Source organism: Salinimicrobium xinjiangense DSM 19287, assembly GCF_000423585.1.
Taxonomy (GTDB): Bacteria; Bacteroidota; Bacteroidia; order Flavobacteriales; family Flavobacteriaceae; genus Salinimicrobium; species Salinimicrobium xinjiangense.
In genome coordinates, this window is the sequence record NZ_AUIG01000008.1 from 150,992 (window position 1) to 176,009 (window position 25,018).

Sequence of the window (25,018 nt, forward strand, 5' to 3'; positions counted from 1 at the left end):
AGAGGTTTATATTATCTGCTTCTGAAAATAGGATTCGTCTTTTTTTTACTCTTCTAATTTTCCGGACTCCTGAAGTTTGTTTAAATGTTCATCAATTTCATTCATAAATGCCTCTTTTGTTGTGATTCCGCCAGGTTCCTGTTCCCAGGCTGCAAGGAAGTAATAGGTTACAGGTTCTGCGGTTTCATTAAAGATCACAAGGTGGTCATGCGGACCTTCCTTCACTTCTTTTACTTCACCGGTTTTATAGAACAAAGCCATTCCCAGTTTATCCTGATCATTTACAAGAGTCTGATTCCCGTAAGTAGCGATATAGCCCCACTCTCCTCCTTCAGTTTGCTTCTGAAACAGCTCGATATTTTCGAATTTTACGATCCCCGTAGTCAGTCCTTCAAGAGGTTCTGAAAGATCTAAAGTCGCCTTTGTAAAACGTCCTTCCGGAAAGATAGTAAGCATGGTAGTAAGATCTACAGTATCTGTACCTGTTGCCCAGTCTGAATATTCAATTCTCACTTCCGAAGAAGCTTCAGAATTAGAGATCTGTGCACGGGTGTTGCCTACATTTCTGAAATGCGCCACAGAATCATTCATAAACCTTCCGTAGCTACCGATTCCGAGAGATTTTCCGGCTTTTAGGATATCCATACCCCAGGCAGCTTCCTCGTGATAAGAATCAAAACCATCCTGACCCACCTGTGGTAGCACCAGGGTGTCCGTTTTCTTTCCGAAGACATCTATAGCATTTCTCCAGTCGAGATACAGGCGATATCCCACCTGAGAGTTCTCCCATCCCGGCCCTTCATACCTAATGTAGTAGGAATGATCTGTATGCTCTGGTGGTAGCGTTAGTTCCTGCACATTTTCAAAAGTGCCGCCTACATATTCCCGGCCTTCCCACTGGCCACCTGTTTTGACAGATATTTCGGCATAGGTTTGAGGTTGGGCAGTTGTGTCTTCAGGAATCAAGCGTTCCTCTTTATTCCCATTCTCTTTGCAGCCGAAGGCGGCTATTAGTAGAGAAAAAACTAAATATTTCGATATTGACTTCATAGTATTGTTTCTAATGGTTATTTCTGAAGATCTTCGTAATACAGAGAAGCAAGAATAAATGGCCCAACTCCCTTGGGATCGTTATCTCTGATGATCTCATTGATGTAGTATTCATACGAGCCGTCACGATAAGGATCTCCTCCTAAACCTGCCACTCCGTTGACATCGGTAAGGCTGATTGTCCCATCTTCATTTTCTTCAATGAACTGCTCAAGAATCCCTTCATAGGCTTTGATTCCTGCATCTTTAAACTTGGGATCAAGATATCCTTCATCGACTCCTTTAAGCAGGAAATAGGCGAACATGCTTGATGCTGATGCTTCCAAATAATTTCCCTCACGCTCTCCCTGATCCATCACCTGATACCAGGTTCCCGTCTCATCCTGATATTTCACAATCCCCTCGGCTAACTTTTGAGCAGTCTCTACTAACATTTCTCTCTTGGGATGATCTTTGGGAAAATAATCGAGTACGTCTACTATTGCCATGCTAAACCAGCCAATACTTCTTCCCCAGTAGTTTGTGGAAAGCCCGGTTTCGGGATCTGCCCATTTTTGCTCTTTACTTTCATCCCACCCGTGATGGAAGAGTCCGCTGTCTTCGCTGTAGTGATATTTATTCACCAGTTCAAATTGTTTAGCTACATCATCAAAAAGCTCCGGCTCATCAAAAGTGGCGGCATAACGTGCAAGAAACGGTGACCCCATGTAGAGTCCGTCAAGCCAGATTTGATGCGGATAAACCTTTTTGTGCCAAAAACCACCTTCAGATGTTCTTGGGTGTTCTCTCATTTGATCTCTAAGAGTCTCCACGGCGAGCCTATATCTTTCCTCCCCGGTTTCTTCATAAAGACCTACAAGGAATCTTCCTCCCTGTACACGATCTATGTTGTATATAGATTTTTTATAGGTTTTTATCTCTCCCTCCTCATTTACCATGAATTCGGCAAAGTTTTTAATATAATCCAGGTACTTTTCTTCACCTGTCGCATCGTGGAGAGCCTCCATAGAAGTCATGATAAGACCATGGGTGTATTCCCATTTGGGCTTTTCATTAAAGTCAAGCGTCCAGCCTTCCGGGTTTCTTTTGATTTCTGAATCGGCCATCCAGGTGGAGTATCTCTGCTCTTCCTCTACCGGAGTTGTAGTGGCAAGTTTATTTTCTTCGGTTCCTTTACATGCGCTGAAGGCGAGGACCAGGGAGAATAAATAGATTTTAGGTTTTAGGGAATTGATCATCTTAAGTATAATTTAAAAGTTCTTGATCTCTGAAGGATTCCAGTCATCAGATCCTCCAAGAATATATTCTACAGTATATTTTTTAGCTAATTCCGGTGTTAGCATTATTGCCCAGTCTACTCTTTCTGAAGGCACCCACCCCGGACCGGAATTATTATATTCGGCATAAAAAACAGTTTCTTCGGCATGAGGTTTATTCCAGTTATGCCAACCTTCCTTCTTGATATGCTCTCCCATTTCGGTATTGATAAAAACCGTTTGGGCGAAAGGTCTCCAGGGTCTTCCGAGGTAAACGCTCTCTTTGGGTGCATTCCCGGTGAGTTTACAGTCGAGGAAAACAAAGCCATGTTTTGCACCTTCTTCAGTCGAGGCTGCGGTAATGTAGTGTCCGCCATCTTTGGAATAAATCTCACAGTTTTCAAAGACCGCGGTAGACCATCCAAAAATGAAATCTGTAGTACCTTCTATGTAGCAGTTACGGTAGTACTGCCTGCTGTTCCTGCCATGCGGATAAAGTGTATCCTGAAACCCAAAAAATCTACAGTTGTCAAAAATTACCTTATCACCGTTCACTCTTACTGCCACAGCCTGTCCCACGGGTCCCGAACTGTTTTCAAAAGTAAGATTGGCAGCATGAAAACCTTCTCCGAAGACAAAAAAAGAAGTGGAGCCGGTAGTGCCCACTTCTTCTCCAAATAAGTTCAGCTTTTGAGCGAAATCATCATAGGTGAGAATGGTGGAATCCCTCTCTTCCCCAATAAAAGTGACATTTGTCTTTGAAGTCGGTAGTACCAGTTTCTCCTTATAAGTGCCAGATTTAATAAAGATCCTTGTCCTCTGCTTCCTGAAGTCGGGCACGGCATTGATCGCCTGCTGTACCGCCTTGAAATCTCCGGAACCATCGGCAGCAACAATATAATCGTAAAGAGATGGATCAACAGCTGCAACTCCAGATTGCTCATCAACAAGTTCATTAAGGTAAACTTCAAGATTTGTGTAGCCTTTGTCCAGATCATGAGCGTTGGGATTTGCTTTAGCCGGATTCAAACCTTTTGTTTTTTCCCATGCGTCCGGCATTCCATCGCCATCTATATCTGTTGGTGCAGTTCCCGATTTCAATTTTGGCCATCCTCCCACCTGCTCCTGGGAATCAATTATTCCGTTTCCATAAGTAGCTTTGCCGCCTCTGGTTTCGTTGATTATTCTTATATCAACTGCATCTCTTTTTAAGCTGGCACCTGCTTTTTTCATCACCAGATCCATGGCTTTGCGGGCATCCTGAGTGTCGACATTATTATTTATATCAAAAGGTTCATTGACACGGGCGGCTTCAGGATCGTCTCCCTGCACTCCACCACTCCAGTTGTTTTCGGTCACCTTTTTGGAACCTTCCACATAGTTCCCGTTTACGTAGAATTTTCCGTAGGGATCATAAGGCTCCACGATTCGTTCCTTATCTTCAGTAGCCGGTCCGGGTTTAAAGTAGTTATTTACAATGTTGTAGCGGCCATTTTCGCCTCCGTAAATACTGTTATCTGCCCAGTTATAGATCACATTGTTTCTGAAATCCACAAATTCCCCCTCAAGATTTTTGGTAGTCTTGGAACCACTGAAACGTGGATTTCTACTATAGTTACTGGCAATAAGATTATGATGGAAAGAAACATTCTCTCCACCCCAGATTCCGCCGTAGCCATGATCACCCTTGGAATGCACTGAACTGTTCAGCGCTTCGGAAATTATACACCACTGCATGGTGAAATCCTTATTCTGATAAAAAGAAGCATTTTCATCTGTAGCCCAGCTTATGGAACAGTGGTCTAAAATGACATTTTTGACACCCCTTCCTTTAAAGGAGTCGTCGGCAGTGTCTTTAATATCTCCCATCCTGAAACGCATGTAACGGATGATCACATTGTCATCTTTTACTGCTACAGGATAACCTTTGATGGTGATCCCATCTCCCGGCGCTGTTTGTCCGGCAATGGTTAGATCTCCTTTATTAATATCCAGCGGCCTTTCGAGTTCTATAGTTCCTGAAACGGCAAAGACAATCGTACGGGGACCATCCTTTAAAATGCCTTTTCTAAGACTGCCTTCTCCATCATCATTAAGGTTGGTCACGGTGTAGACAATGCCGCCCCTGCCACCGGTTGCATAACGGCCGAAACCTTCGGCTGTAGGGAAAGCCAACTGTTGCGCCTGCACCGATAGACAGAGTAAAAAAGCGGCAATTAAATAATTCATTTTCTCAAGACAATTCTTCATACTTTCTTTTCATTTTTCCCTCCCGGAAATCCTTTTTGTAGCTATGACGTGATCGAAATAATAGGTTTCGTTATCATAACCCCTGCTTATAAAATAAATTTAATAGGCAGAATCAAGCGAATCTTAATAACTCACTTGATAATGCCTATTAGTTAGAGTAACTTTTAAACTGCTGTTTTGAACGAAAATTTTTATGTTCTAATAAACTTTTTAAAATTCAAATGCTCCAAGATCTGGTGCAGAACCATTATATGGTAAACCTACATCTACTCCTGCATCTATCATATCACTGTCTGCTTCCAGATGGAAAAAGCTAACATCAGGAAGGCTCCCATCCGGTTTTCTTGGACCTGTTAGTTGAGAATAATCTATACTAACAAAATCATCTACAGAAGACTCAACTCCTTCCATCCAGCTATTGTGGGTCACGTCAAGCGTAGTTGCATTAATACTTCCCACCTCTCCAAGTACATTACTATTCTTAATGGTCAATTTTTCAAGAGGATTGGTACTGCCAAATCCATAGTTGGTTCCATTGTCATATGCCGAGCAGTTGTAAAGTGTCACCTCTCCTCTATTGCTGTTATGATCAAAACCGTCATATCTGTTTCCAACAGCAACAGACCGAATGTAAATAGCATTGTGTTTCAAATCCTTATTATCACTTCCACCCGTCTTGAATCCATTTCCATCTCCACCACTAACAGAGCCATCTTTTAAATACCCATTTTGAATCGACCAGCAATCTTCATAAATGGTAGTTACATTATCTGCATTTCTAAGGTAACCATCCCAGCCATCATCAAGATTTTGCCAGGCCCTGCAACCAATGAATTTGTTGCCGGTACCCACGTCTAACTTACTTGCAAAGCCATCGGCATTTTCCAGAGTGGAATCGGCATTGAAATAAGAATCAGAATTTAGAATAGTATTATTGGACGCTCCACTTGCCAACTGAAGACCCGTATCGGAACATTCAGAAAAAGTACTGAACTCAACAAGGTTATTATGGCCTGTTATCAGCATCCCGTTATCCCCTGCTTTAAACACATCTATTCCTTTAATATGCCAATAGCTGCCTCCCAATTCTATTCCCCTATTGGAAGAATTTTCGGCCATTGAGGAAAAGTCAAATTTTGGCCTTGTGTCATCCTGAGGATGTGCTAACAAGGAGATAACATTAGCCTCACTACCACTCTTATCTATTTTTATGGTTGAATTAAAAACATATTCCCCTCCCCTGATGTAAATATTCTCGCCTGGGATAGCCGCTGCAATAGCATCCAGAATTTCCTGGGAAGTACTCACCACCTTTCCATTAACAGATGACTGGTTTTCACCAGTCCTAAAAGTGTAAGTATTACTTATAGCAGTATTTTGGCCATCGCTGGTTTCCACATGCCAGTAATAGAGGCTATTGGGCTCCACCTCAATTTCCATTGAGTTTACCGTGAGACCTTTCCATTCCTCAGAAGGTTCCTGTTTACCATCTACCGTATCTGCAAAGAGCGTAAATGTTAGAGGATCTCCATCTGTGTCTGTAGCGGCAGCTTCCCATTGCAGGGTGACTTTTCCGTCAACAGGTGATATCTGGACTCCGGAGGCCGGTGCACTAAGGGTTGCCGGAAATGGCACATTATTAGAACCCGGTTCTCCGGCCACATAGAACCTGTAGGAGTCAGATTCTGTAGTCTCTTCCCCGGCATTTTTGGAAATGATCTTCCAGGAATAGGCATGACCTCTTTCCAGTCGTACCATAAGATCGGTGGTTGTAAGATTTGGTCTTTGCTTTACTTCCTGTGTAGCCAGATTAGTGATCACCAGATCATAACTCTCCGCATGAGTAGCTTCATTCCACTCGAAAAACACTTCAGCCATATTGGCTACGACCTCTCCTACTTCACACTGCGTATTGTCCTGTGGAAGGACGAGGTTGGCTGCTCCCGGAACTTCAGTATTAACTTCTAATGCATCATCATCACTTGAGCATGAAACTGTTAAAGCAGCTATGAAAAGAACCAGGAGTCGTTGTATATTGATCAAAGGAATATTTATAAAATTTTTCATGATTTAATAACTTTTAAAGTCTTGTTAACCGTGGCTGATTTCAACTGAAGAAAATATACTCCTTCTCTAAAATTGCTTAGATCAAGGTAAATAACTCTTCTTGATGATACATCCATCTTTTCTGAAATATATTCAGTTCCACTTATGTCTATCAGCGACACATTCACTTTAGCATCCGTTCCGTTGATGTATACCTGTAAATTACCCTTAGTCGGGTTTGGGTACAACACAACCTCTTCAGACAAAAAGACTTCTTCACTGAATACACCCTGGCAATCTACTTCCGTAGAAATGGCAAATACGTTTTTGCCCTTTTCAAGGTCTAAAACTACTCTTGATTGAGTTGTAGTGGTTTTCTTACCATTATGTTCAATGGTATACTGGTTGGCTCCAGAGAGTGAAAAGGAGACGGTATTACTGCCGTAGTTAACAGCAGAATAGGCTGACAACAGAGCTGGCCCTTCTACGGTGACCCTAAAACACTGCTCATAATCATCCCTGCCATCAACTGTGATACATACGTCGTAAGTACCCGCGACAAGGTTCCCGATATTTGCAGTAAAACTATTTGATGATGACAAGGTTGCTGAACCTGTACCTGGACCAGATACGGAAATGGAATAATTATAGCCAGAATCCTTAGCACTGATAGTAATAAAGCCATCATTAGTTCCACTACAGCTTACGTGATGTGCAGTCAAAGAATAATTATCTGCTGGCAGATTGAAAACTTCACAGCCAAAAACATCCACAGTGGCACCTTCAGGAGTATCAGGACAATTATCATCATAGTTAATAATTCCGTCTCCATCATCGTCATCACAGACATCACCAATTCCATTTTCATTTAGGTCTGCCTGATCCGGGTTAGGAGTTGCGACACAATTGTCAACGGCATTGAGAATTCCGTCCCCGTCTATATCGCCAAAAGGCCCATCTGGTTCGGCCTCAAAGACTATATCACTTGTGGTTTCACCGGTTATCTCCAGAGTGTTCTCCGGAATATAATAACCGTCCACACCATTAGCTTTAATGTTATATATGATATTGGGCTCAAGTTTTACACTGTAGGTACCTGCATCTGTGTCTATCTCTGGTTTTGGAATATAAAGTGCACCAGTCCCTGCAGCTGGAGTAAACGTCAAGGCTAAATCTCCTATCTTTTCACCAAGACCTACAATTGACCCTGTAACAGGATAGATCTCAACTTTCTTAATGCTTATGTCATGAGTGGATATACCTGCTATGAGTTCTAAAGATGTGCCATTAGTAATTACATATCCATCTGCTCCTTCAAGAGAGATGTTGTAATCAAAATTGACAGGCAGTTCAAGCTGGTATGAACCATCGGTTGGATCAACATTCCAGGTTTTTCCTTCTTCAATAGAAAATACTATCGAATAGTCTTCAGGGATTCCCGGCGCTTCAGTCAGGTCAATAGTACCCGAAAGGTCAACATAAGTGGCAGGAGTTCTAATGATCCTGAAATAACTTGGCTTATCGGCAGTATCATAAATGTGATATGTCCCTGCGGCCTTTGCCACAAAACTCACTTCCTGAAGTTCGCCCTCCACATTTACAACATCATTCTGTAGCTCAGGATTCGCAATATTCTCAAAATGAAGTTCAACATTTCCATCCTGGCCGAGCACCCAAAGGGTCACTTTATCATCTTCCTCAACCTCCAAACTCATGAATCTATTAGTCGCACCTCTGGAATTGATATAAATTCTTCCTTTGAATTCATCATAATCATTAATATTCTCGTCGTACCGGGTTAAATTGGTGTTGGTGGTTCGCAGACGATCACTTCCACCTCCGGTAAAGCTAAGATCTCCGGCTGTGAAGTCTGGCAGGGTATGACCAGAGGTTCCCGGTGTAATTGATTCATCATACCAGGAGTTAATTCTGGCTTCATTCAACATGTTGTTGTACTGAGATTCGTCCAGTAGAGTTGCTCCAAAATCCCAAACATCTGGTAGCCCTTCTACATAGACCAGATCTTTACCGATATTGATATCGAATGAAGTAGTACTTTCTGTTACTTCAAGGCTGGAATTACCTTCGATAGAATAACCCTCAGCTCCATCCAGAGATATTTCATACTGGTATCCAGCAGGCAGGGCAACACTAAAGGATCCTTCGGTAGTAAAAGGAAGTTCCCAGGTCTTTCCAAATTCATTCGTAAATACTATACTGAAATCTGAAGGGATATCCTCGGCTGCCGCCACATCCACATTACCTGTTACAGTAGTATAGGTCGCAGCATCACGGACAATCCTGAAGTAACTTGGCTTATCTGTGTCATCATAAATGTGATAAGTACCTGCAGCTTTAGCCATAAAGCTTATTTCTGTAAGCTCTTCTCCCACAGCAATAACATCATTCTGCAGGTCTGGATCGGCTACATATTCAAAATGGATATTTCCGTTCCCATTCTGTGTAAGCGTCCACAGGATTACCTCATCATCTTCCTTAAGTTCAAGGCTGAAATACCTTCCGGTAGCTCCGGAAGAATTGATATACACCCTCCCTTTAAAATCTTCATGTTCATCAATGTTCTCGTCGTAACGGGTCAAATTCGTATTGCTGGTTCGCAAGCGGTCACTTCCACCACCGGTAAAGCTAAGATCTCCAACTGTAAAATTGGGCAAGTTGATGCCTGAAGTACCCGGGGCAATTGATGCATCATACCAGGAGTTGATCACCTCTTCTGTTAGCTGATTGTTGAATTGTGTATCATCAAGTTGCGTAGCACCAAAGTCCCAGACATCGGCCAACCCATTTCCTGTTGCTCCATCATTCTGAACCAAAAGATTAAGAGCAGTATTTTCAGTAACTTCAAGATTAGTACTTCCAATAAGTGAATAACCATCGGCTCCTTCTAAAGAAACGTCATAGGTATAACCGGCAGGTACGTCTATAGAATAATTCCCTTCAGAAGGGGGAGCACTCCAGGAGTCTCCGTTCTCGTTGGTAAATACAATTCGATAATCGGCAGGAATATCAGTGGCTGCAGCAACGTCCACATTACCGCTTACGGTAGCAAAAGTTGCGCTTTTTCTAACAATCCTAAAGTAGCTCGGTTTATCTGTATCATCATAGATATGATAGGTGCCTGCAGTCTTTGCAGTAAAAATTAACTCGGTAATTTCTTCCCCTACGGCAACTACATCATCCTGAAGGTCCGGATCTGCAGCATTTACAAAATGGATATTCCCTGTGCCGTTTTGTGTTGATACAAATAGCGTCACCTCATCATAGGTGTCAAGGGCGAGGCTAAAATATCTTCCCGTAGCTCCCGAGGAATTGATATAGACCCTTCCTTTAAACTCTTCATGATCATCAACGTTTTCATCAAAGCGGGTTAAGGCCGTATTACTGGTTCTCAAACGGTCACTTCCCCCTCCGGTAAAGCTAAGATCACCTGCTGTGAAGTCGGGCAAATTAATGCCTGAAGTTCCAGGTGCAATAGATTCATCATACCAGGAGTTAATAATTTCAACCGATAATTGATTGTTGAACTGAGACTCATCCAGCTGCGTTGCTCCAAAATCCCAAACGTCGCTAAGATCATTACTCCCTCCGCTTCCAACTTCCTGGGCACTTTTTCTTATAATTCTAAAATAGCTGGGCTTGTCGGTATCGTCATAGATACGGAATGTACCTGACTCATTAGCCGTAAAATTCAGTTCGCTTATTTCCTCACCAACGGCTACAACATCATTTTGACCACCTGTTACTGAAACATTTTCGAAATGTATATTTCCGGTACCATTCTGGGTGGAGACAAAGATAGTTACTTCATCTCCTTCACTTAATTCAAGGCTGAAATACCTGCCGGTAGCTCCTCCAGAATTGATATAGATCCTCCCTTTGAAATCATCATGATCATCGATATTTTCATCAAAGCGGGTTAAGGCCGTATTACTGGTTCTCAACCGGTCGCTTCCCCCTCCGGTAAAGCTAAGATCACCTGCCGTGAAGTCGGGCAAATTAATGCCTGAAGTTCCAGGTGCAATAGATTCATCATACCAGGAGTTGATAATATCTACAGATAATTTGTTATTGAACTGAGATTCGTCCAACTGGGTGGCCCCAAAATCCCAGACATCGGGCAGATGAGAGGTGTCGTTTTGCGAATACCCCGTAAGTATCCCCATGAAAAGAAAAAGGGATAATAAGTGTAATTGTTTAATCATTCTTAAAAGATTTAGAATTAGAAATATATCCTATCCTGATCTCAGGATTCTTAACTGCTTTTAAATGAAAAGCGCGTAGTTCTTTTTTTAATTTTTTAAGAAACCGGAACAAATTGGTCTCTTGTAACACTTTATAAATGAGGTTAAAAAAAGGGTGTGCATCATTACAATGCATACCCTTTTCGCATCTAAACTAACCAACCATATTATCTCCAGCGTGGGTCACCCACATTATTATCAATTAATGTTTGATTTGTAATTGTGAAATCTCCAGTTGATGGATCCACAAAACCAGGGTCCAGGGTGGTGTAATTGCTATTGTCAAAAATATATTGGGATGAATCATAGAATCCCGGTGCGTTGAAATAATTATTATTACTAAAAGTCGGGGATTCATCTATTCCCTCTCTATCTGCATAACCTTCAGAAGCTGTATTAACTATCAGCGTATTCCTCACTGTTACATCATTTGACACAAACCGAACATATAGCAGTCTTCTGCTGTCATTATCGGCAACGGCATACAGGGTATTACTATCTATAAGAATGTTGGAAGTTAATCCGGTATCATTGGAGGTGCCACTGGCATCCATTCTTATAAAGTCTCTTCCCGGAGCAACATTATAGAAAGTATTATTTACCAGATTTATGTTAAGCACGTCGGAATTTCGAAAATCTATGAAATCCCCTCCTGATGTATAGATGTTGTAGACAATGCTGTTTTCCACGGTCAAGGTCTGTAGAATGGCATCTGTCTCATTACCTGCAATGAATGAACGTGAATAATCATGGATATTACTACCACTAATCAAGAGAGAGTTATAATTTCCGGGGGCCGTATATCTTACAACATCCTGAAGTTCTGATGATCCTTCACCCATTCCCATAAGTTCAAGATCAATTAATGCCACATCCTCGGCTCCGGTTTCGATTTCAAAATTCAACTGTAGCAGGGGTTTATCGAAACTCCTTAGTCCGCGAATAGTCAAAGACTTATTAAGGGTTACGGTTCCTGTTTGAGAAGTATAGTCACCGGGTTCAAGAACCAGGATATCACCTGCGCTGGCATCTGCAATCATTTGAAACAAGTCATCTTCAGAAGTTACCAATATTCCTGTACCAATATCAATCCCGGTAGTAAATGTCTTGACACCTCTTGTACGACTATCGTTAAGGAGAAGTGCGGTATATTCAGTTTCCGCCGTAAGACCGGTGATCGTCGCCATTCCGCTAGCTTTTTCCTCAGGAGAAATGGTGTAAGTGATATCCCCCGGACTTAACAATATTTCAGTTACCTCGCTTCCGGGAACCCATCTCAGGGTAACCTCTTTGGCTTTAATGTCTCCATCTACTCCTTCTAAAAAGATTTGTTCGGTCAAAGTTTCCGCAGTAGTGGTTGCCCAGGAAGAATCGTCCAAACCTCTAACGCTAATCGCTTTTACTCTAATAGAGTAAAAAGTTTCACTTTCCAAAGGCACCAATACCGGCAGCTCATTCGGAGCGACTTCTAAAGTCTTAACGATATTGTCAAAATCCGGTCCATCCGCAAACTCAACAATATAGCTATTGGCGTTTTCGTCAACCGTCCAGTTTAACTCAACATTTACCTGATTTCTTACGAAGGCTCTAAGGTTCACTGGTGCAAATTCCCGGCTTACGGGCAGCTCTTCGATCAGCTCTTTATCATAGTCGCAGGCTGTAACAGTAACTGCCATGAGAAAGACTATTAGTAAACTTTTAAAGATATCTCTTACTTTCATAACTTATAAATTAGTTCTGTTTAGTTAGGTTCTAGTAACCGTAATCATTTACTAACTGACCATTACTGGCATCTATGAAAACCTGCCAAATAGGCCAAAACTGTTTTGTATCCGGATCAACGCCCGGTTTGTACAGCGTATTCCGGATGTCATCCAGTGGCTGATCCCATGGGTGTGCAGAATATTCGGGTCCGGGATTGCCGGTTTCCCCTCTATTTAAACCGTAGATATCAAGGGTGTAACCATCATCTTCATACTTGTAGTAGAGAGTTGTGGGTACGTTTGCATAATCTCCGGTTCTGTTCTCAAGATTTTCCAGCTCTTGTTTTTCTTCGTTAAGTTTTTCACTAAGAAGATTCCAACGGATCAGATCCATTTTCCTATCCATCTCGCCTGTAAACTCATATTTATATTCTTCTACAATAGCGTCGAACATTGCTGCTTTAGAGCCAAGGGCATCAACATACGCATCTACTTTTTCGGCATGAAGTTCTGATGGAAATGCTCTGCGACGAATTTCCTTCAAATACGGAGCTGCTGCTCCCGGACCTTCCAGTTCATTAGCTGCTTCAGCAGCAGTTAAAAGGATTTCGGCATATCTCATATAAATAAGATTGACGCCATCATCGTTTGTAGAAGTTACATAACGATCCATCCATTCGTAGCGGTATTTTCCAAAATACCACATATCAATACCTGTTAGTTCCTGCTGAGCGATACCATCTACAGCAGTACCCCATTGATAAGGCACAGCGGTAACGTCTCTTCTGGTATCATCTTCATCAAAGTCATACCATACCGTAGGGGTTGGACCAGCAGTACCACCTCTTGGCTGCCCTGTCCACTGATCTACACTACGGTGGCGAACAGCAAATGAAAATAACACTCTACCTCGTCCGTCAGCAAATGGAATTTCCCAAAGGGATTCACCCCCTGCATTGGTGTCTTCGCTGTTATATTTCTTCCAGAAACCTTCAAAAGAAGGCTCCAGATGAGCTCTACCACTGTTGATAACCGAGCGGCTTTCTTCAAGTGCTAAACGATACATCTTCTCAACAGAAAGATCTGGATCATTACTTCTTCTAACTCCGTCAGGATACTGTTGATAGCCACTGGCAACCAGAGCAAGTCTCGCTCTTAGACCCTTCACAAAGGCTTTATTGATTCGTTCAACGGAAGAAGTAGCGGCGGTTTCGTTAGGCCAGGCCACCAAGGTAGATGCTTCTCCTAAATCTGCGATAAGTTTTTTGTAAATGGTATCCCTGCTAGTTTTTGGCAAATACAGAGTTTCACTCGTAATAGGTTCAAAACGTGCCGGAACATCTCCCCAGGCCTTCATAAGATCGGCATAATAAACAGCTCTATAAGTAAGTGCTGCTCCTAATAGTTGTCCGAATTCAGTCCCAGGTTCGGGATTACCAAAATTTCTTAATCCCCGTATAACTATATTCGCCCGTTCAATACCCTGATACATCATTGCCCAGGCATTGTTATCGGTATTCATTCTGGAGTTATTAGGCTTGGCATCATAATACACAAGGTCTGCATCAGAACCTTCCTGCCTCGCACTATAATTGTACTCTACATCTGTATTAAATCCATAATAGGGAATAAATCGACCTCTATAAGAATTCGTCTGCCCCATAGGTTCCAGTATACCATCTACAGCTCCTTTAGCCAGATCAACCGTTGAAAAGATAACAGATTCGTCCAAAGTTGACTTTGCCGGAGCTTCTAAAAAATCGCTGTCCAGGAAATCTTCCTCACAGGAGACTATCAGGCCTGATATTAAAAGCGCCGAAAAGATTTTTATAAAATTTTTCATTTTTTCTAATTTTTAAAAATTAAGGTTTAAACCAAATACCACCTGTCTACTTCTGGGAAATGGTGAATAATCTACTCCCGGAGTAAGAGGTGTCTTCCTCCTGGTAGAAACTTCTGGATCAAGACCGGAATAATTAGTAAGAACAAAAACATTATTTGCAGTTGCGTATAATCTTAGTTTAGAGATATTCGCTCTTGACATAAGTTCCTGAGGCAGAGTATAACCCAGGGTTATGGTGTTAAGTCTGAGAAACGAACCGTCTTCTACCGCCCAATCACTAAATACGTAGCTCCGCATATAAGGAGACCACATTGTAGTATTAGCATTTGCAGCTGCAAGTTGTTCGGGATCGGTAATAAGCTGACCAGTCTCCGGATTAAGGTTCGTCCATCTTATACCGTCAGCCATATCTGCACTTAGGTTTCTATATCTACTATTTTGGTTAGCTGTCGTAAATTGAACTTTATTGGCATTATATACGTCATTCCCAACACTATAGTTAAAGGCTGCTGAAAAGTCAAATCCGTACGCATAGGCATTCAGCACAAAACCACCTGTAAAATCAGGATTGGCATCTCCAATAATCGTATTATCATTTACATCAACAACACCATCTCCATTAATATCCTTTAATTTCAGCATACCTGGCATTACACTACCTACTATGTCACTGGCATCTACAACATCAGGTTTAAGTATGTAGGTATTAGTTGCGGCATCAAAATCAAAATCAGATACTTCATAGCGCCCATCATTTTTATAGCCGTACATTGTTCCTACCGGATGTCCTGTCCAAACTGCATAATCACTACCAATCTCCGAGGAAGCCCATCCTGAATATTCCTGATAATCCTCTAATGTTCCCAAGGAGTTAATTTTGTTTCTGTTGGCCGACGTATTAACAGAGAAACTCAGGCCATAATCTTCCTTCGTAATAGGATTGAAATTTAAGGAAGCCTCTACACCAGTATTCTGTATTTCCCCCAGGTTCCTATATTGATATTCATAACCTGAACCAGGGGTACGAAAGGCGAGTAAAAGATCTGTAGTAAGATTTTTATATGCTTCTACACTTCCAATTACCGCTCCATTTAATACTTCAAAATCTAGTCCCACGTTCTGAGTTACGGTAGTCTCCCATTTTAGATCGGGATTAGCTAGCACCCTTGAAGCAGCCCAATAGGTTGGAATTTCATTTAAATAAGTGGTGGTGTTTGATTGAAAACTTTGAACTGTTTGTCCGGAAGGAATATTGTTATTTCCGGCTTCACCATAACTAAATCTTACCTTAAGAGCATCAAGCCAATCTACATCATTCAGAAAATTTTCTTCTTTTAATTTCCATGCTACCGCTGCAGAAGGAAAATATCCCCAACGGTTGTCACCCAAAAATTTACTTGAACCATCGGCCCGGTAAGTCGCTGTAAATAAATATTTATTCTGGAATTCGTAATTAACACGACCAAAAAAAGATAATAACTTATCATCCGGACTATAGAAATTATCTACGGTTTGTGGAGTTCCCTGTGTAGTAAGTTTTATCGTAGTTGGAAAATCGAAATCTCTTGGAAATCCCTGTATCTCGGCAGTTTCCTGATTGTTTTCAGTAACGATCATCTCCTGCCCCAACAGCAACTTCAGACCATGATCTTCATTTAAGTACTTTTTAAAGTCAAGATTTAAAGTATTAGCGTTCCTAAAGCTTTCGCGCTTTCTATCTCTATAAACGAGAGAAGGCAAGCCTTGATTAACTGCTGAAGGCCTGTTGCTGGAATAATATGTTGAACGACCATAATACCGGTAATCCTGGTCTGTACGATAATCTAAACCATAATCAGATTGAAATCTTAGATTATCCAGTATATCCCAGCCAAAGCTTCCCAGCATATTGAAATTCTTTCTAAGCTGAAGTCTTTGATTATCATCTGTAGCCACAAAAGGATTAACCAGGTAACCGGTTAAAGCCTCGTCTGTATTCGTAGTAGTAAGCCCCGAAATGGGAATTGGAGAGTACTGTACACTATATTTCAAACGGGAATCGGCAGAAGAGACCTCATTTTGCTCATTGGCACCACCACCATTAATTTCAGTGTCCGAATAGCGAACAGTAAAAGATAGATCTACCTTTTCACCAGCCTCACTCCTGAGTGCTAAAGAAAGATTGTCTCTTTTAAAATCAGAACCCACCATAATAGTGTTTACGTCGTAGCGTGCATAATTAAAGTTAAAGTTCGCTTTTTCAGAACCTCCTCTAATTGCCAGGTCATGACTTTGCACTTCTCCCATCTTACCATATATCTGTCTTTGCCAGTCATTACCCTCTATACCACTGTATTGATCATAATCCTGCCATAATCCAAAATATTGCTCATAAGAATCCAAATTTTCAGGATCCCTAAGCAGGGCATATTCATATTGCCATTTTACGTAATCCTCAGGCGATAGAACATCAATGGTGTTAGCAATTTTCTGAAACCCATAAAAGGAATTGATATTCACACTTATTTTACCGGCAACTCCATCTTTAGTAGTAATGATAATAACACCATTTGCTCCTCTTGAACCGTAAATGGCAGTAGAGGAAGCGTCTTTAAGCACCGAAATACTCGAAATATCTGTAGGGCTAATATCACTCATACTACTAACGGGAAAACCGTCGACAATAATTAAAGGGGAGCTATCCTGAGTCAATGAACCGTTTCCACGAATCCGAATATTAATTTCAGCATCAGGCGAACCCTCTGTAGCCATTACCTGTACCCCGGCGAGTCTCCCAGTTAAAGCATCTGCGACGCTGGCTTTTGCCTGCTCCTGTATGTCACTTCCAGATATTGAAACCACAGATCCTGTTAAATCAGATCTTCTCGCAGTACCATAACCCACAACAACAACCTCATCAAGTGCATTGGAATCAAGCTCGAGCACCGCATCAATGGTGCTTCTTCCATTTACTTCCACTTCAAGTGGTGCGAATCCAACATAACTAAATACCAATACAGTATTTTGGCTGGAAACTTCAATAGAAAACTCCCCATCAAAATTGGTCATTGTTCCATTCGTAGTTCCCTTTTCCAGAATGTTCACACCGGGGAGAGGCTCCCGGGTTTGTGAGTCGACTACCGTACCGCTTACAGTAAATTCATCCTGAGCCCGAGCGTCGACCCCAAGCAGAAGGAGAAAACCACAGAACAAAAGAAACTCCCTGGGGAAAAGGTCAAATAATTTCATTCTCATAATTGAAAGTAAATTAGAAATTTTAATAACTCTTATTTAAGCCGGCTAACCCGGCGTTTCAAAAAATTAAAAAGAAAGAACAAAAACTAAATCGTTTTCGTAAAATCCATTATTAGAAGCGGTTCTGCTCAAAAATTCTTCGCAAGAAACCGACTGATCTATCGATTAAATAATGAGTCCTGGCTTATTTTCAGAAAAAAGAAAATTAACAAGTAAAAAAGACTCTTTTTGACAATGTAATCGATTACACAAACCTAGATAAAAGAATCGATAAAACAAATTTTACTATAAAAAAATTTAATATAATTTTAATACGAGAACTAATTTTTCCTTAAAATATCCTTCGGGAGATGATATGACATCCCGGAAATACCATAATATAAGTTCTCCATAGATATCCTATGATAAGTTGTAATCGATTACCCACTTTGTATTATTTCTATAAAATTTTAAGTTCTTTGAAAATTTCCACTGAGCTCTAATCTGAAGTACACACTGATTATACTTAATGATAATCAGTATGTTACAGTTTATTAATCCAGAATCATGACCTGCCCTTTAGACATAATTATTTCAGGCATATTTTCTATTAAAAATTTCAGAATTATGGCAAGAGCAAAATGATATAATAGCAGACATTTCCAATATCCTTCTAACTCCTTTGAACATTGAATATTTAGCCGTTTTTTCAGATTATAATGGCATCTTTAACGTATATAATTATTGAAGATTTTCAGAGCAAAAAAGCAGAAAATCCTTATCTTTTCACGCAAATTTTATTAAAATGAATATTCCCTCACCTCTCTTTATCACCATAGTACTTTTTAGCTTTTCAGGAAGAGCACAAAACACAGCTTTAAGTTCTGAAAACGCTCAACTGCAGCTCGTTTCGGACGGATTTGAGTTCACTGAAGGTCCTGCGGCCGACGCTGAAGGCAATATCTATTTCACCGATCAGCCGAACAACCGCATCCACAAATGGTCTGTTGACAGTAATGAAGTATCAGTTTATATGGAAGAAGCAGGTCGGGCTAACGGTCTTTTCCTGGATGCAGAAGGTAATCTCTATGCCGCTGCCGATAAACATGGGGAGATCTGGATGATAAATCCTAAAAAGGAGGTGACAGTTTTGTTGGATAAATTTCGCGGACAAAGATTCAATGGTCCCAATGACTTATGGATCGCTCCCGATAGCGGCATCTTTTTCACAGATCCTTTCTATAAGCGGCCTTACTGGAATCACAGTGCCCAACCTATTAAAGAGCAGCGGGTATATTACCTTACTCCGAACCGAAAAGGACTTTTTATCGCTGCCAAAGAATTGGTAAAACCAAACGGAATAATTGGAACTCCCGATGGTAAGATCTTATACGTTGCCGATATCGAGGACAATAAAACCTGGCAATACGAAATTGGGAAGGACGGAAAACTGGAGAATAGAAAATTATTTACTGGAATGGGATCTGATGGAATGACCATGGATGAGCAGGGAAACCTGTATCTCACGGGCGACGGAGTTACGGTGTTTAATAAGGAAGGAGAAAAGATCCTTCATATTCCTGTAGATAAGGATTGGACTGCAAATGTGACTTTTGGAGGAAAGGGTAAAAAAACATTATTCATCACAGCAATGGATTCACTGTTTAGCTTTGAAATGAATGTTAAAGGGAATTAAAATATGTACGCCTAATAAAATATATCAGGGTTTAAAAATGTCATTTTTGAACCCTGTTTAGTTCTTTCTTTGTTGTCATAGAAAAACAAATCCTACTTAGATAATAAGGAAAAGGTTTAAAGGATCATGAAATTAAACCTAATCGCAGTAATTTTCACTTTTCTGCAAACCCGATATGAAATATTGCACTATATTTTTATTTCTGCTTCTTAGCTGTAATCTTTTGGCTCAGGAACGGGTACAGATTCGCGGGAAAATAGTGAAGAATGATACCCTTCTGGAAAATGTGCACGTCAGAAACATTTCTACAGGAAAATTTTCCCTTACTGGTGCCTCGGGTGAATTTCAACTAACAATGGGTGTCGGCGACACCCTGCTCTTCACTCATGTAGGTATGCATGATCTTATTGCTTTTATTAAAAAAGAGGACCTGGAGCGCGATCCATTGATTTTCAGGATGACTGAATCATCTATGGAACTTCGGGAGGTTTTGATTGATGAAACTTCAGAAATCAATGTTGTCACCCTTGGGATCATTCCGAAGAAAATCGAAAAGCTCTCCGTCAATGAAAGAAGATTGAGACAAGCCGGAGACTTTAAACCCAAACACCTGCTGGGAATAATAGGAGGAGGTGTTTCAATAGATGCAATTTTAAATGCTATTAACGGCCGCACCAAAAAACTGAAGCGAAATATTTCCTACGAACAAAAAGAAAAGAACATCACCTTTCTGGAACTCCACTATACAGCGTATATGAAGAAAGACATGGAACTTTCTGACCAGGAAATGCGTCTGCTAATTAATCATATCATTGAAGATGATGCTTTGCCCCGGCTTATTTCTCTAAAAAATGAAGCACGATTGAAGTTTTACCTTCAGGGAGAATGGATAAAATTACGGGAAGAATTGTTCTCGGATCAATAAATCTTCACAAATGCCAGCAGTCCGTAGCTCAATCATTTACACCTGTTAATTTTATTCACTAAATAATTGTTAAACTCTCCTGCGCCAGTATACTTTCTTGTGCTTTTCCAATAATTTTAAGAGAGTTGTCTTAGAGTCAGATTTTTTTTCTTTTATTTGCTATGCGTGCATAATAAAATTTTCTTAACTTTGAGATTCTATGAAAGAAAAAACCATTGATTACGTTCTTCGGGCGACCTGGATCTCAATTGCCAAAATGTACAATGAAGAAGCCAGTAAAGAAGGAAGTACAATGGCAACGGGTTTTGCCCTTTTGAGCATTGATCCGGAAAATGGCACCCCCTCCACTTCATTGGGTCCCAAAATGGGAATGGAAGCGACGAGTTTGTCGCGCACCCTAAAAACCATGGAAGATAAAGGCCTTATTACAAGAAAGAAAAATCCGGTTGATGGACGAAGTGTTCTTATCTGTCTTACCGATTTCGGGAAAGAGATGAGAGACTATTCCAAAAAGGTGGTTTTGACTTTTGATGAAGCTGTAAGAAAGGAAATTCCTCAGGAAGACCTGGATAAATTTATTGAAGTGGCTTCCAAGATCATGGAGCTTATTGCCTCAAGAAAAATATATAATGAATAATAAAGATCACCGCGGTGATCACCAAAATTTATATCAACATGAAAAGACGAATTAACAAAGTTGCGATAATAGGCTCGGGTATTATGGGCAGCGGGATCGCTTGTCACTTTGCCAATATCGGGGTGGAAGTTTTGCTGCTGGACATTGTCCCGCGGGAGCTTTCAGAAAAAGAAAAAAAACAGGGACTTACTCTGGAAGATGAACAGGTAAGGAACAGGATCGTAAACACTTCTTTACAGGACGCCCTAAAATCGAAGCCCTCTCCTATTTACCATAAAGACTTTGCAAATCGTATCAAAACCGGTAACCTGGAGGATGATATTTCTAAAGTTTCTGAAGCTGACTGGATCATGGAGGTAGTTGTAGAACGCCTTGATATTAAGCAGCAGGTATTCAATAATCTTGAAAAACATCGCAAACCGGGAACTCTTATTACTTCTAATACCTCCGGAATTCCTATTCAGCAAATGAATGAAGGCCGCAGCGAGGACTTCAAAAAGCATTTCTGCGGAACTCACTTTTTTAATCCACCGCGTTACCTGAGATTATTTGAAATTATTCCTGGACCTGATACTTCCGAAGAGGTCTTGGAATTTCTTAATGAGTACGGTGAAAAATTCCTCGGAAAGAAATCTGTGGTCGCCAAGGATACTCCGGCGTTCATTGGAAACCGAATAGGAACGTACAGCATTATGAGTCTCTTCCACATGGTACGTGAGATGGATCTTACAGTGGAGGAAGTAGATAAACTTACAGGTCCCGTAATAGGAAGGCAGAAATCTGCCACTTTTCGCACCGTAGACCTTGTAGGCCTTGACACCCTCAAGCATGTGGCCGAAGGATTACATAAAGGAGTGCCTACAGATGAAGAACACGATCTTTTCGCTATGCCCGATTACATAGGTACAATGGTGGAAAACGAGTGGTTTGGAAGTAAAAGCGGACAGGGTTTTTATAAAAAGCTCAAAAAGGATGACGGCTCCAGTGAAATACACTCCCTGGATCTGAAAACCCTCAAATACAGGCCTCAGAAAAAAGCCTCTTTTTCTACTCTCGAACAAACGAAAACGATTGATAAAGTGGAGGATCGTTTTAAGGTCCTGGTTGGAGGAAAAGACAAAGCCGGTGAATTTTACAGAAAGAACTTTGCCGCCATTTTCGCCTACTCCTCAAACCGGATCCCGGAGATCACAGATGAGCTTTATAAGATAGATGACGCAATGAAAGCCGGATACGGCTGGGAACATGGGCCTTTTGAGATCTGGGATGCCATTGGTGTGGAAAAAGGAATTGAGATCATGAAGGAGGAAGGCCGCAAACCGGCCGCCTGGGTGAACGAAATGCTTGAAAAAGGCAACAAGAGCTTCTACAGTGTAAAAGACGGAAATACCTGGTACTACGATATCACCGCCAAAGAATATAAGAAGATTCCGGGACAGGACGCCTTCATCATCCTTGACAACATCAGGGATTCCAAAAAAGTTTTCAGCAACAGCGGAGTGGTAGTGGAAGATCTTGGCGACGGAATCCTCAATGTGGAATTCCGCAGTAAGATGAACTCCATTGGAGGCGACGTCCTGGACGGACTCAACAAAGCCATTGATCTGGCAGAGAAAGAATATCAGGGACTGGTGGTGGCAAATGCCGGAAAGAATTTTTCTGTAGGTGCCAACATTGGGATGATCTTTATGATGGCTGTAGAGCAGGAATACGACGAACTTAACATGGCTGTAAAATACTTCCAGGATACCATGATGAGAATGCGCTACTCCTCTATTCCAACAGTTGCAGCGCCACACGCGATGACTCTGGGAGGTGGATGTGAACTATCTCTCCATGCAGATAAGGTAGTCGCTGCAGCCGAAACCTATATTGGACTGGTGGAATTTGGTGTCGGAGTGATTCCCGGTGGTGGTGGATCTAAAGAGATGACGGTGCGTGCGGCCGATACCTTCCAAAAAGACGATGTGGAGCTTAATCGTCTGCGTGAGCACTTCCTTACTATAGGAATGGCAAAGGTTTCGACTTCAGCCTATGAAGCCTATGACCTCAACATCCTGCAAAAAGGAAAAGATATAGTGGTAGTAAATCCCGATCGTCAGTTAGCTATTGCTAAGAAACACGCCTTACTCATGGCTGAGAACGGCTATACCAGGCCTATTATGAGAACAGATATTAAAGTATTGGGAAAACAAGCCCTTGGTGCTTTCTATGTAGGAACAGACCAGATGTTCGCAGGAAAATACATCAGTGAACACGACAAGAAGATTGCCAATAAACTCGCCTATGTAATGGCCGGAGGTGACCTTTCCGAAAATTCATACGTAAGCGAACAATACCTGCTCGACCTTGAAAGAGAAGCATTTTTATCGCTGACGGGAGAAAAGAAGACATTGGAGAGGTTGCAGCATATGTTGCAGAAGGGGAAACCGTTGAGAAATTAATATCTAGAGCCTAGAGTCTAGATTCTAGAATCTAGACTGAATGGGAAAAAATGGGACGACATAACTTTAAAAAATTAAAGATCTGGAATGAAGGGATTGCTCTTGTTGGAGAAAGCTATAAACTTACAAGAACATTTCCTGACAGTGAAAGATTTAATTTAATAAGTCAGTTAAATCGTTGTGCCGTTTCTATTCCCTCCAATATAGCCGAAGGTTCCAGCAAAAGTACCGACAGACATTTTAAAAAGTTTTTAGAGAACAGCCTGGGATCGGCTTTTGAGTGGGAGACACAACTAATTGTGGCCCGTAATGAAAATTTTCTTTCTAAGGAAAGATTTGAAGAATTGGAAAATAAGATTTTACAAATACAGAAAATGATAGGTTCCTTTATGGACAACCTTGGAAATGATTAAGTCTAGCTTCTAGGCTCTAGTTTCCAGACTCTCGTTTTCATATTAATATTTTGAACTATGAACAGAACAGCTTACATCGTAAAAGGGTATCGTACTGCAGTGGGAAAAGCACCGCGGGGGGTATTCAGATTTAAAAGGCCAGATGAATTAGCGGCAGAAACTATCCAGTTTATGATGGATAAGCTGCCCGAATTTGATAAAAAACGTATTGATGACGTCATTGTGGGGAATGCAATGCCCGAAGCAGAACAAGGGCTCAATGTGGGGCGTTTTATTTCCCTGATGGGACTTAAAACTGAAGACGTTCCCGGAATGACCGTGAACCGCTACTGTGCCTCAGGATTGGAAACTATTGCAATAGCCACTGCCAAGATCCAAAGTGGAATGGCTAATTGTATCATTGCCGGGGGCGCAGAAAGTATGAGTTACATTCCCATGGGAGGTTACAAACCTGTACCCGATTATAAACTCGCCAAAGAAGGTAGAGAAGATTATTACTGGGGAATGGGTCTTACTGCAGAAGCCGTGGCTAACAAATACAAGGTTTCCAGAGAAGATCAGGATGAGTTTGCATATAACTCTCACCAGAAGTCTCTAAAAGCCCAAAAAGAAGATCGTTTTCAGGACCAGATCGTTCCTATAACAGTGGATCAGACTTACGTCGACGAAAATGGCAAAAAACAAACCCGCTCCTACACAGTTAATAAGGACGAAGGCCCAAGAGCCGACACATCTCAGGAAGTACTGGCAAAATTGCGACCGGTATTCACAGAAGGCGGAAGCGTAACAGCAGGAAACTCATCGCAGATGAGTGATGGTGCCGCTTTTGTAATGGTGATGAGCGAAGAAATGGTAAAAGAATTGAACCTGGAGCCGGTGGCAAGACTGGTCAGTTATTCGGCAGTTGGTGTAGAGCCAAGGATCATGGGTATTGGACCTGTATACGCCATTCCAAAAGCAGCGAAACAGGCGGGAATTCAATTGAATGATCTGGAATTAATAGAATTGAACGAAGCCTTCGCCTCTCAGTCACTGGCAGTGATAAGAGAACTTGGTCTTGATATGGACCGAATGAATCCAAATGGAGGAGCCATTTCTATGGGCCATCCACTGGGTTGTACAGGTGCTAAACTTTCTGTACAGCTGTTCGATGAAATGCGCAAACGTGATCTGAAAAACAAATACGGAATGGTCACTATGTGTGTGGGAACAGGTCAGGGAGCCGCGGGAGTTTTTGAATTCTTATCGTAAGTCAAAGTTTAAAGTTCAAGGATAATATA

At 41.4% G+C, this 25,018-nt stretch carries 14 protein-coding genes; 6 read left to right on the forward strand and 8 right to left on the reverse strand.

Annotated elements, in window-relative coordinates:
• Positions 1 to 45: 45 nt before the first annotated feature.
• The 8 genes from G564_RS0104260 to G564_RS0104300 form a co-directional block, all read right to left on the reverse strand.
• Complete coding sequence (locus G564_RS0104260; protein ID WP_037373460.1) at positions 46 to 1,050, reverse strand: DUF4861 family protein; 1,005 nt, start codon at positions 1,048 to 1,050, stop codon at positions 46 to 48.
• A gap of 17 nt (positions 1,051 to 1,067) precedes the next feature.
• The gene (locus G564_RS0104265) at positions 1,068 to 2,288 is read right to left on the reverse strand and encodes a glycoside hydrolase family 88/105 protein (RefSeq protein WP_029036572.1); all 1,221 of its coding nucleotides are present in this window, start codon (positions 2,286 to 2,288) and stop codon (positions 1,068 to 1,070) included.
• A gap of 12 nt (positions 2,289 to 2,300) precedes the next feature.
• Entirely contained in the window at positions 2,301 to 4,535 is a 2,235-nt protein-coding gene (locus G564_RS0104270) for a pectinesterase family protein (RefSeq protein ID WP_156879173.1), read from the reverse strand.
• A gap of 231 nt (positions 4,536 to 4,766) precedes the next feature.
• Positions 4,767 to 6,623, reverse strand: a complete 1,857-nt coding sequence (locus G564_RS19800) for a right-handed parallel beta-helix repeat-containing protein (protein ID WP_051205300.1) — start codon at positions 6,621 to 6,623, stop codon at positions 4,767 to 4,769.
• Positions 6,620 to 10,825 carry a T9SS type A sorting domain-containing protein gene (locus tag G564_RS0104280; RefSeq protein WP_029036574.1) on the reverse strand — a complete coding sequence of 1,402 codons (4,206 nt, stop codon included), beginning with the start codon at positions 10,823 to 10,825 and terminating at the stop codon, positions 6,620 to 6,622. Before G564_RS0104280 ends, G564_RS19800 begins: the two co-directional genes overlap by 4 nt.
• A 206-nt stretch (positions 10,826 to 11,031) precedes the next feature.
• Entirely contained in the window at positions 11,032 to 12,585 is a 1,554-nt protein-coding gene (locus G564_RS0104290) for a DUF5123 domain-containing protein (RefSeq protein ID WP_029036576.1), read from the reverse strand.
• Between the two features lie 31 nt (positions 12,586 to 12,616).
• Positions 12,617 to 14,410 (reverse strand): RagB/SusD family nutrient uptake outer membrane protein, encoded by a 1,794-nt coding sequence (locus G564_RS0104295; RefSeq protein ID WP_029036577.1) that lies wholly within the window; start codon positions 14,408 to 14,410, stop codon positions 12,617 to 12,619.
• A 12-nt stretch (positions 14,411 to 14,422) separates the two neighbouring features.
• Positions 14,423 to 17,638, reverse strand: a complete 3,216-nt coding sequence (locus G564_RS0104300) for a SusC/RagA family TonB-linked outer membrane protein (RefSeq protein WP_029036578.1) — start codon at positions 17,636 to 17,638, stop codon at positions 14,423 to 14,425.
• Between the two features lie 790 nt (positions 17,639 to 18,428).
• Between G564_RS0104300 and G564_RS0104310 the strand changes: the two genes are divergently transcribed.
• The 6 genes from G564_RS0104310 to G564_RS0104335 all read left to right on the forward strand — a co-directional run bounded on the left by G564_RS0104310 (position 18,429) and on the right by G564_RS0104335 (position 24,989).
• On the forward strand, positions 18,429 to 19,319 hold the full coding sequence (locus tag G564_RS0104310) for an SMP-30/gluconolactonase/LRE family protein (RefSeq protein WP_029036579.1): 891 nt from the start codon (positions 18,429 to 18,431) through the stop codon (positions 19,317 to 19,319).
• Positions 19,320 to 19,494: 175 nt separating this feature from the next.
• The gene (locus G564_RS0104315; RefSeq protein ID WP_029036580.1) at positions 19,495 to 20,244 is read left to right on the forward strand and encodes a hypothetical protein; all 750 of its coding nucleotides are present in this window, start codon (positions 19,495 to 19,497) and stop codon (positions 20,242 to 20,244) included.
• A gap of 199 nt (positions 20,245 to 20,443) precedes the next feature.
• Positions 20,444 to 20,881: a MarR family winged helix-turn-helix transcriptional regulator gene (locus G564_RS0104320; RefSeq protein WP_029036581.1), complete on the forward strand. Its 438-nt coding sequence runs from the start codon at positions 20,444 to 20,446 to the stop codon at positions 20,879 to 20,881.
• A 38-nt stretch (positions 20,882 to 20,919) separates the two neighbouring features.
• Entirely contained in the window at positions 20,920 to 23,325 is a 2,406-nt protein-coding gene (locus G564_RS0104325) for a 3-hydroxyacyl-CoA dehydrogenase/enoyl-CoA hydratase family protein (RefSeq protein WP_029036582.1), read from the forward strand.
• 50 nt (positions 23,326 to 23,375) lie between these two features.
• Positions 23,376 to 23,738: a four helix bundle protein gene (locus G564_RS0104330; RefSeq protein WP_029036583.1), complete on the forward strand. Its 363-nt coding sequence runs from the start codon at positions 23,376 to 23,378 to the stop codon at positions 23,736 to 23,738.
• A 57-nt stretch (positions 23,739 to 23,795) separates the two neighbouring features.
• A complete protein-coding gene (locus G564_RS0104335) occupies positions 23,796 to 24,989 on the forward strand; it encodes an acetyl-CoA C-acyltransferase (RefSeq protein ID WP_029036584.1) in 1,194 nt (397 codons plus the stop codon).
• Positions 24,990 to 25,018: the final 29 nt, after the last annotated feature.

Coding starts and splice junctions, on each gene's coding strand:
- G564_RS0104295 (WP_029036577.1), bottom strand. CDS start 14,410: ATGAAAAATTTTATAAAAATCTTTTCGGCGCTTTTAATATCAGGCCTG.
- G564_RS19800 (WP_051205300.1), bottom strand. CDS start 6,623: ATGAAAAATTTTATAAATATTCCTTTGATCAATATACAACGACTCCTG.
- G564_RS0104320 (WP_029036581.1), top strand. CDS start 20,444: ATGAAAGAAAAAACCATTGATTACGTTCTTCGGGCGACCTGGATCTCA.
- G564_RS0104335 (WP_029036584.1), top strand. CDS start 23,796: ATGAACAGAACAGCTTACATCGTAAAAGGGTATCGTACTGCAGTGGGA.
- G564_RS0104265 (WP_029036572.1), bottom strand. CDS start 2,288: ATGATCAATTCCCTAAAACCTAAAATCTATTTATTCTCCCTGGTCCTC.
- G564_RS0104270 (WP_156879173.1), bottom strand. CDS start 4,535: ATGAATTATTTAATTGCCGCTTTTTTACTCTGTCTATCGGTGCAGGCG.
- G564_RS0104290 (WP_029036576.1), bottom strand. CDS start 12,585: ATGAAAGTAAGAGATATCTTTAAAAGTTTACTAATAGTCTTTCTCATG.
- G564_RS0104325 (WP_029036582.1), top strand. CDS start 20,920: ATGAAAAGACGAATTAACAAAGTTGCGATAATAGGCTCGGGTATTATG.
- G564_RS0104260 (WP_037373460.1), bottom strand. CDS start 1,050: ATGAAGTCAATATCGAAATATTTAGTTTTTTCTCTACTAATAGCCGCC.
- G564_RS0104315 (WP_029036580.1), top strand. CDS start 19,495: ATGAAATATTGCACTATATTTTTATTTCTGCTTCTTAGCTGTAATCTT.
- G564_RS0104330 (WP_029036583.1), top strand. CDS start 23,376: ATGGGACGACATAACTTTAAAAAATTAAAGATCTGGAATGAAGGGATT.
- G564_RS0104280 (WP_029036574.1), bottom strand. CDS start 10,825: ATGATTAAACAATTACACTTATTATCCCTTTTTCTTTTCATGGGGATA.
- G564_RS0104310 (WP_029036579.1), top strand. CDS start 18,429: ATGAATATTCCCTCACCTCTCTTTATCACCATAGTACTTTTTAGCTTT.
- G564_RS0104300 (WP_029036578.1), bottom strand. CDS start 17,638: ATGAAATTATTTGACCTTTTCCCCAGGGAGTTTCTTTTGTTCTGTGGT.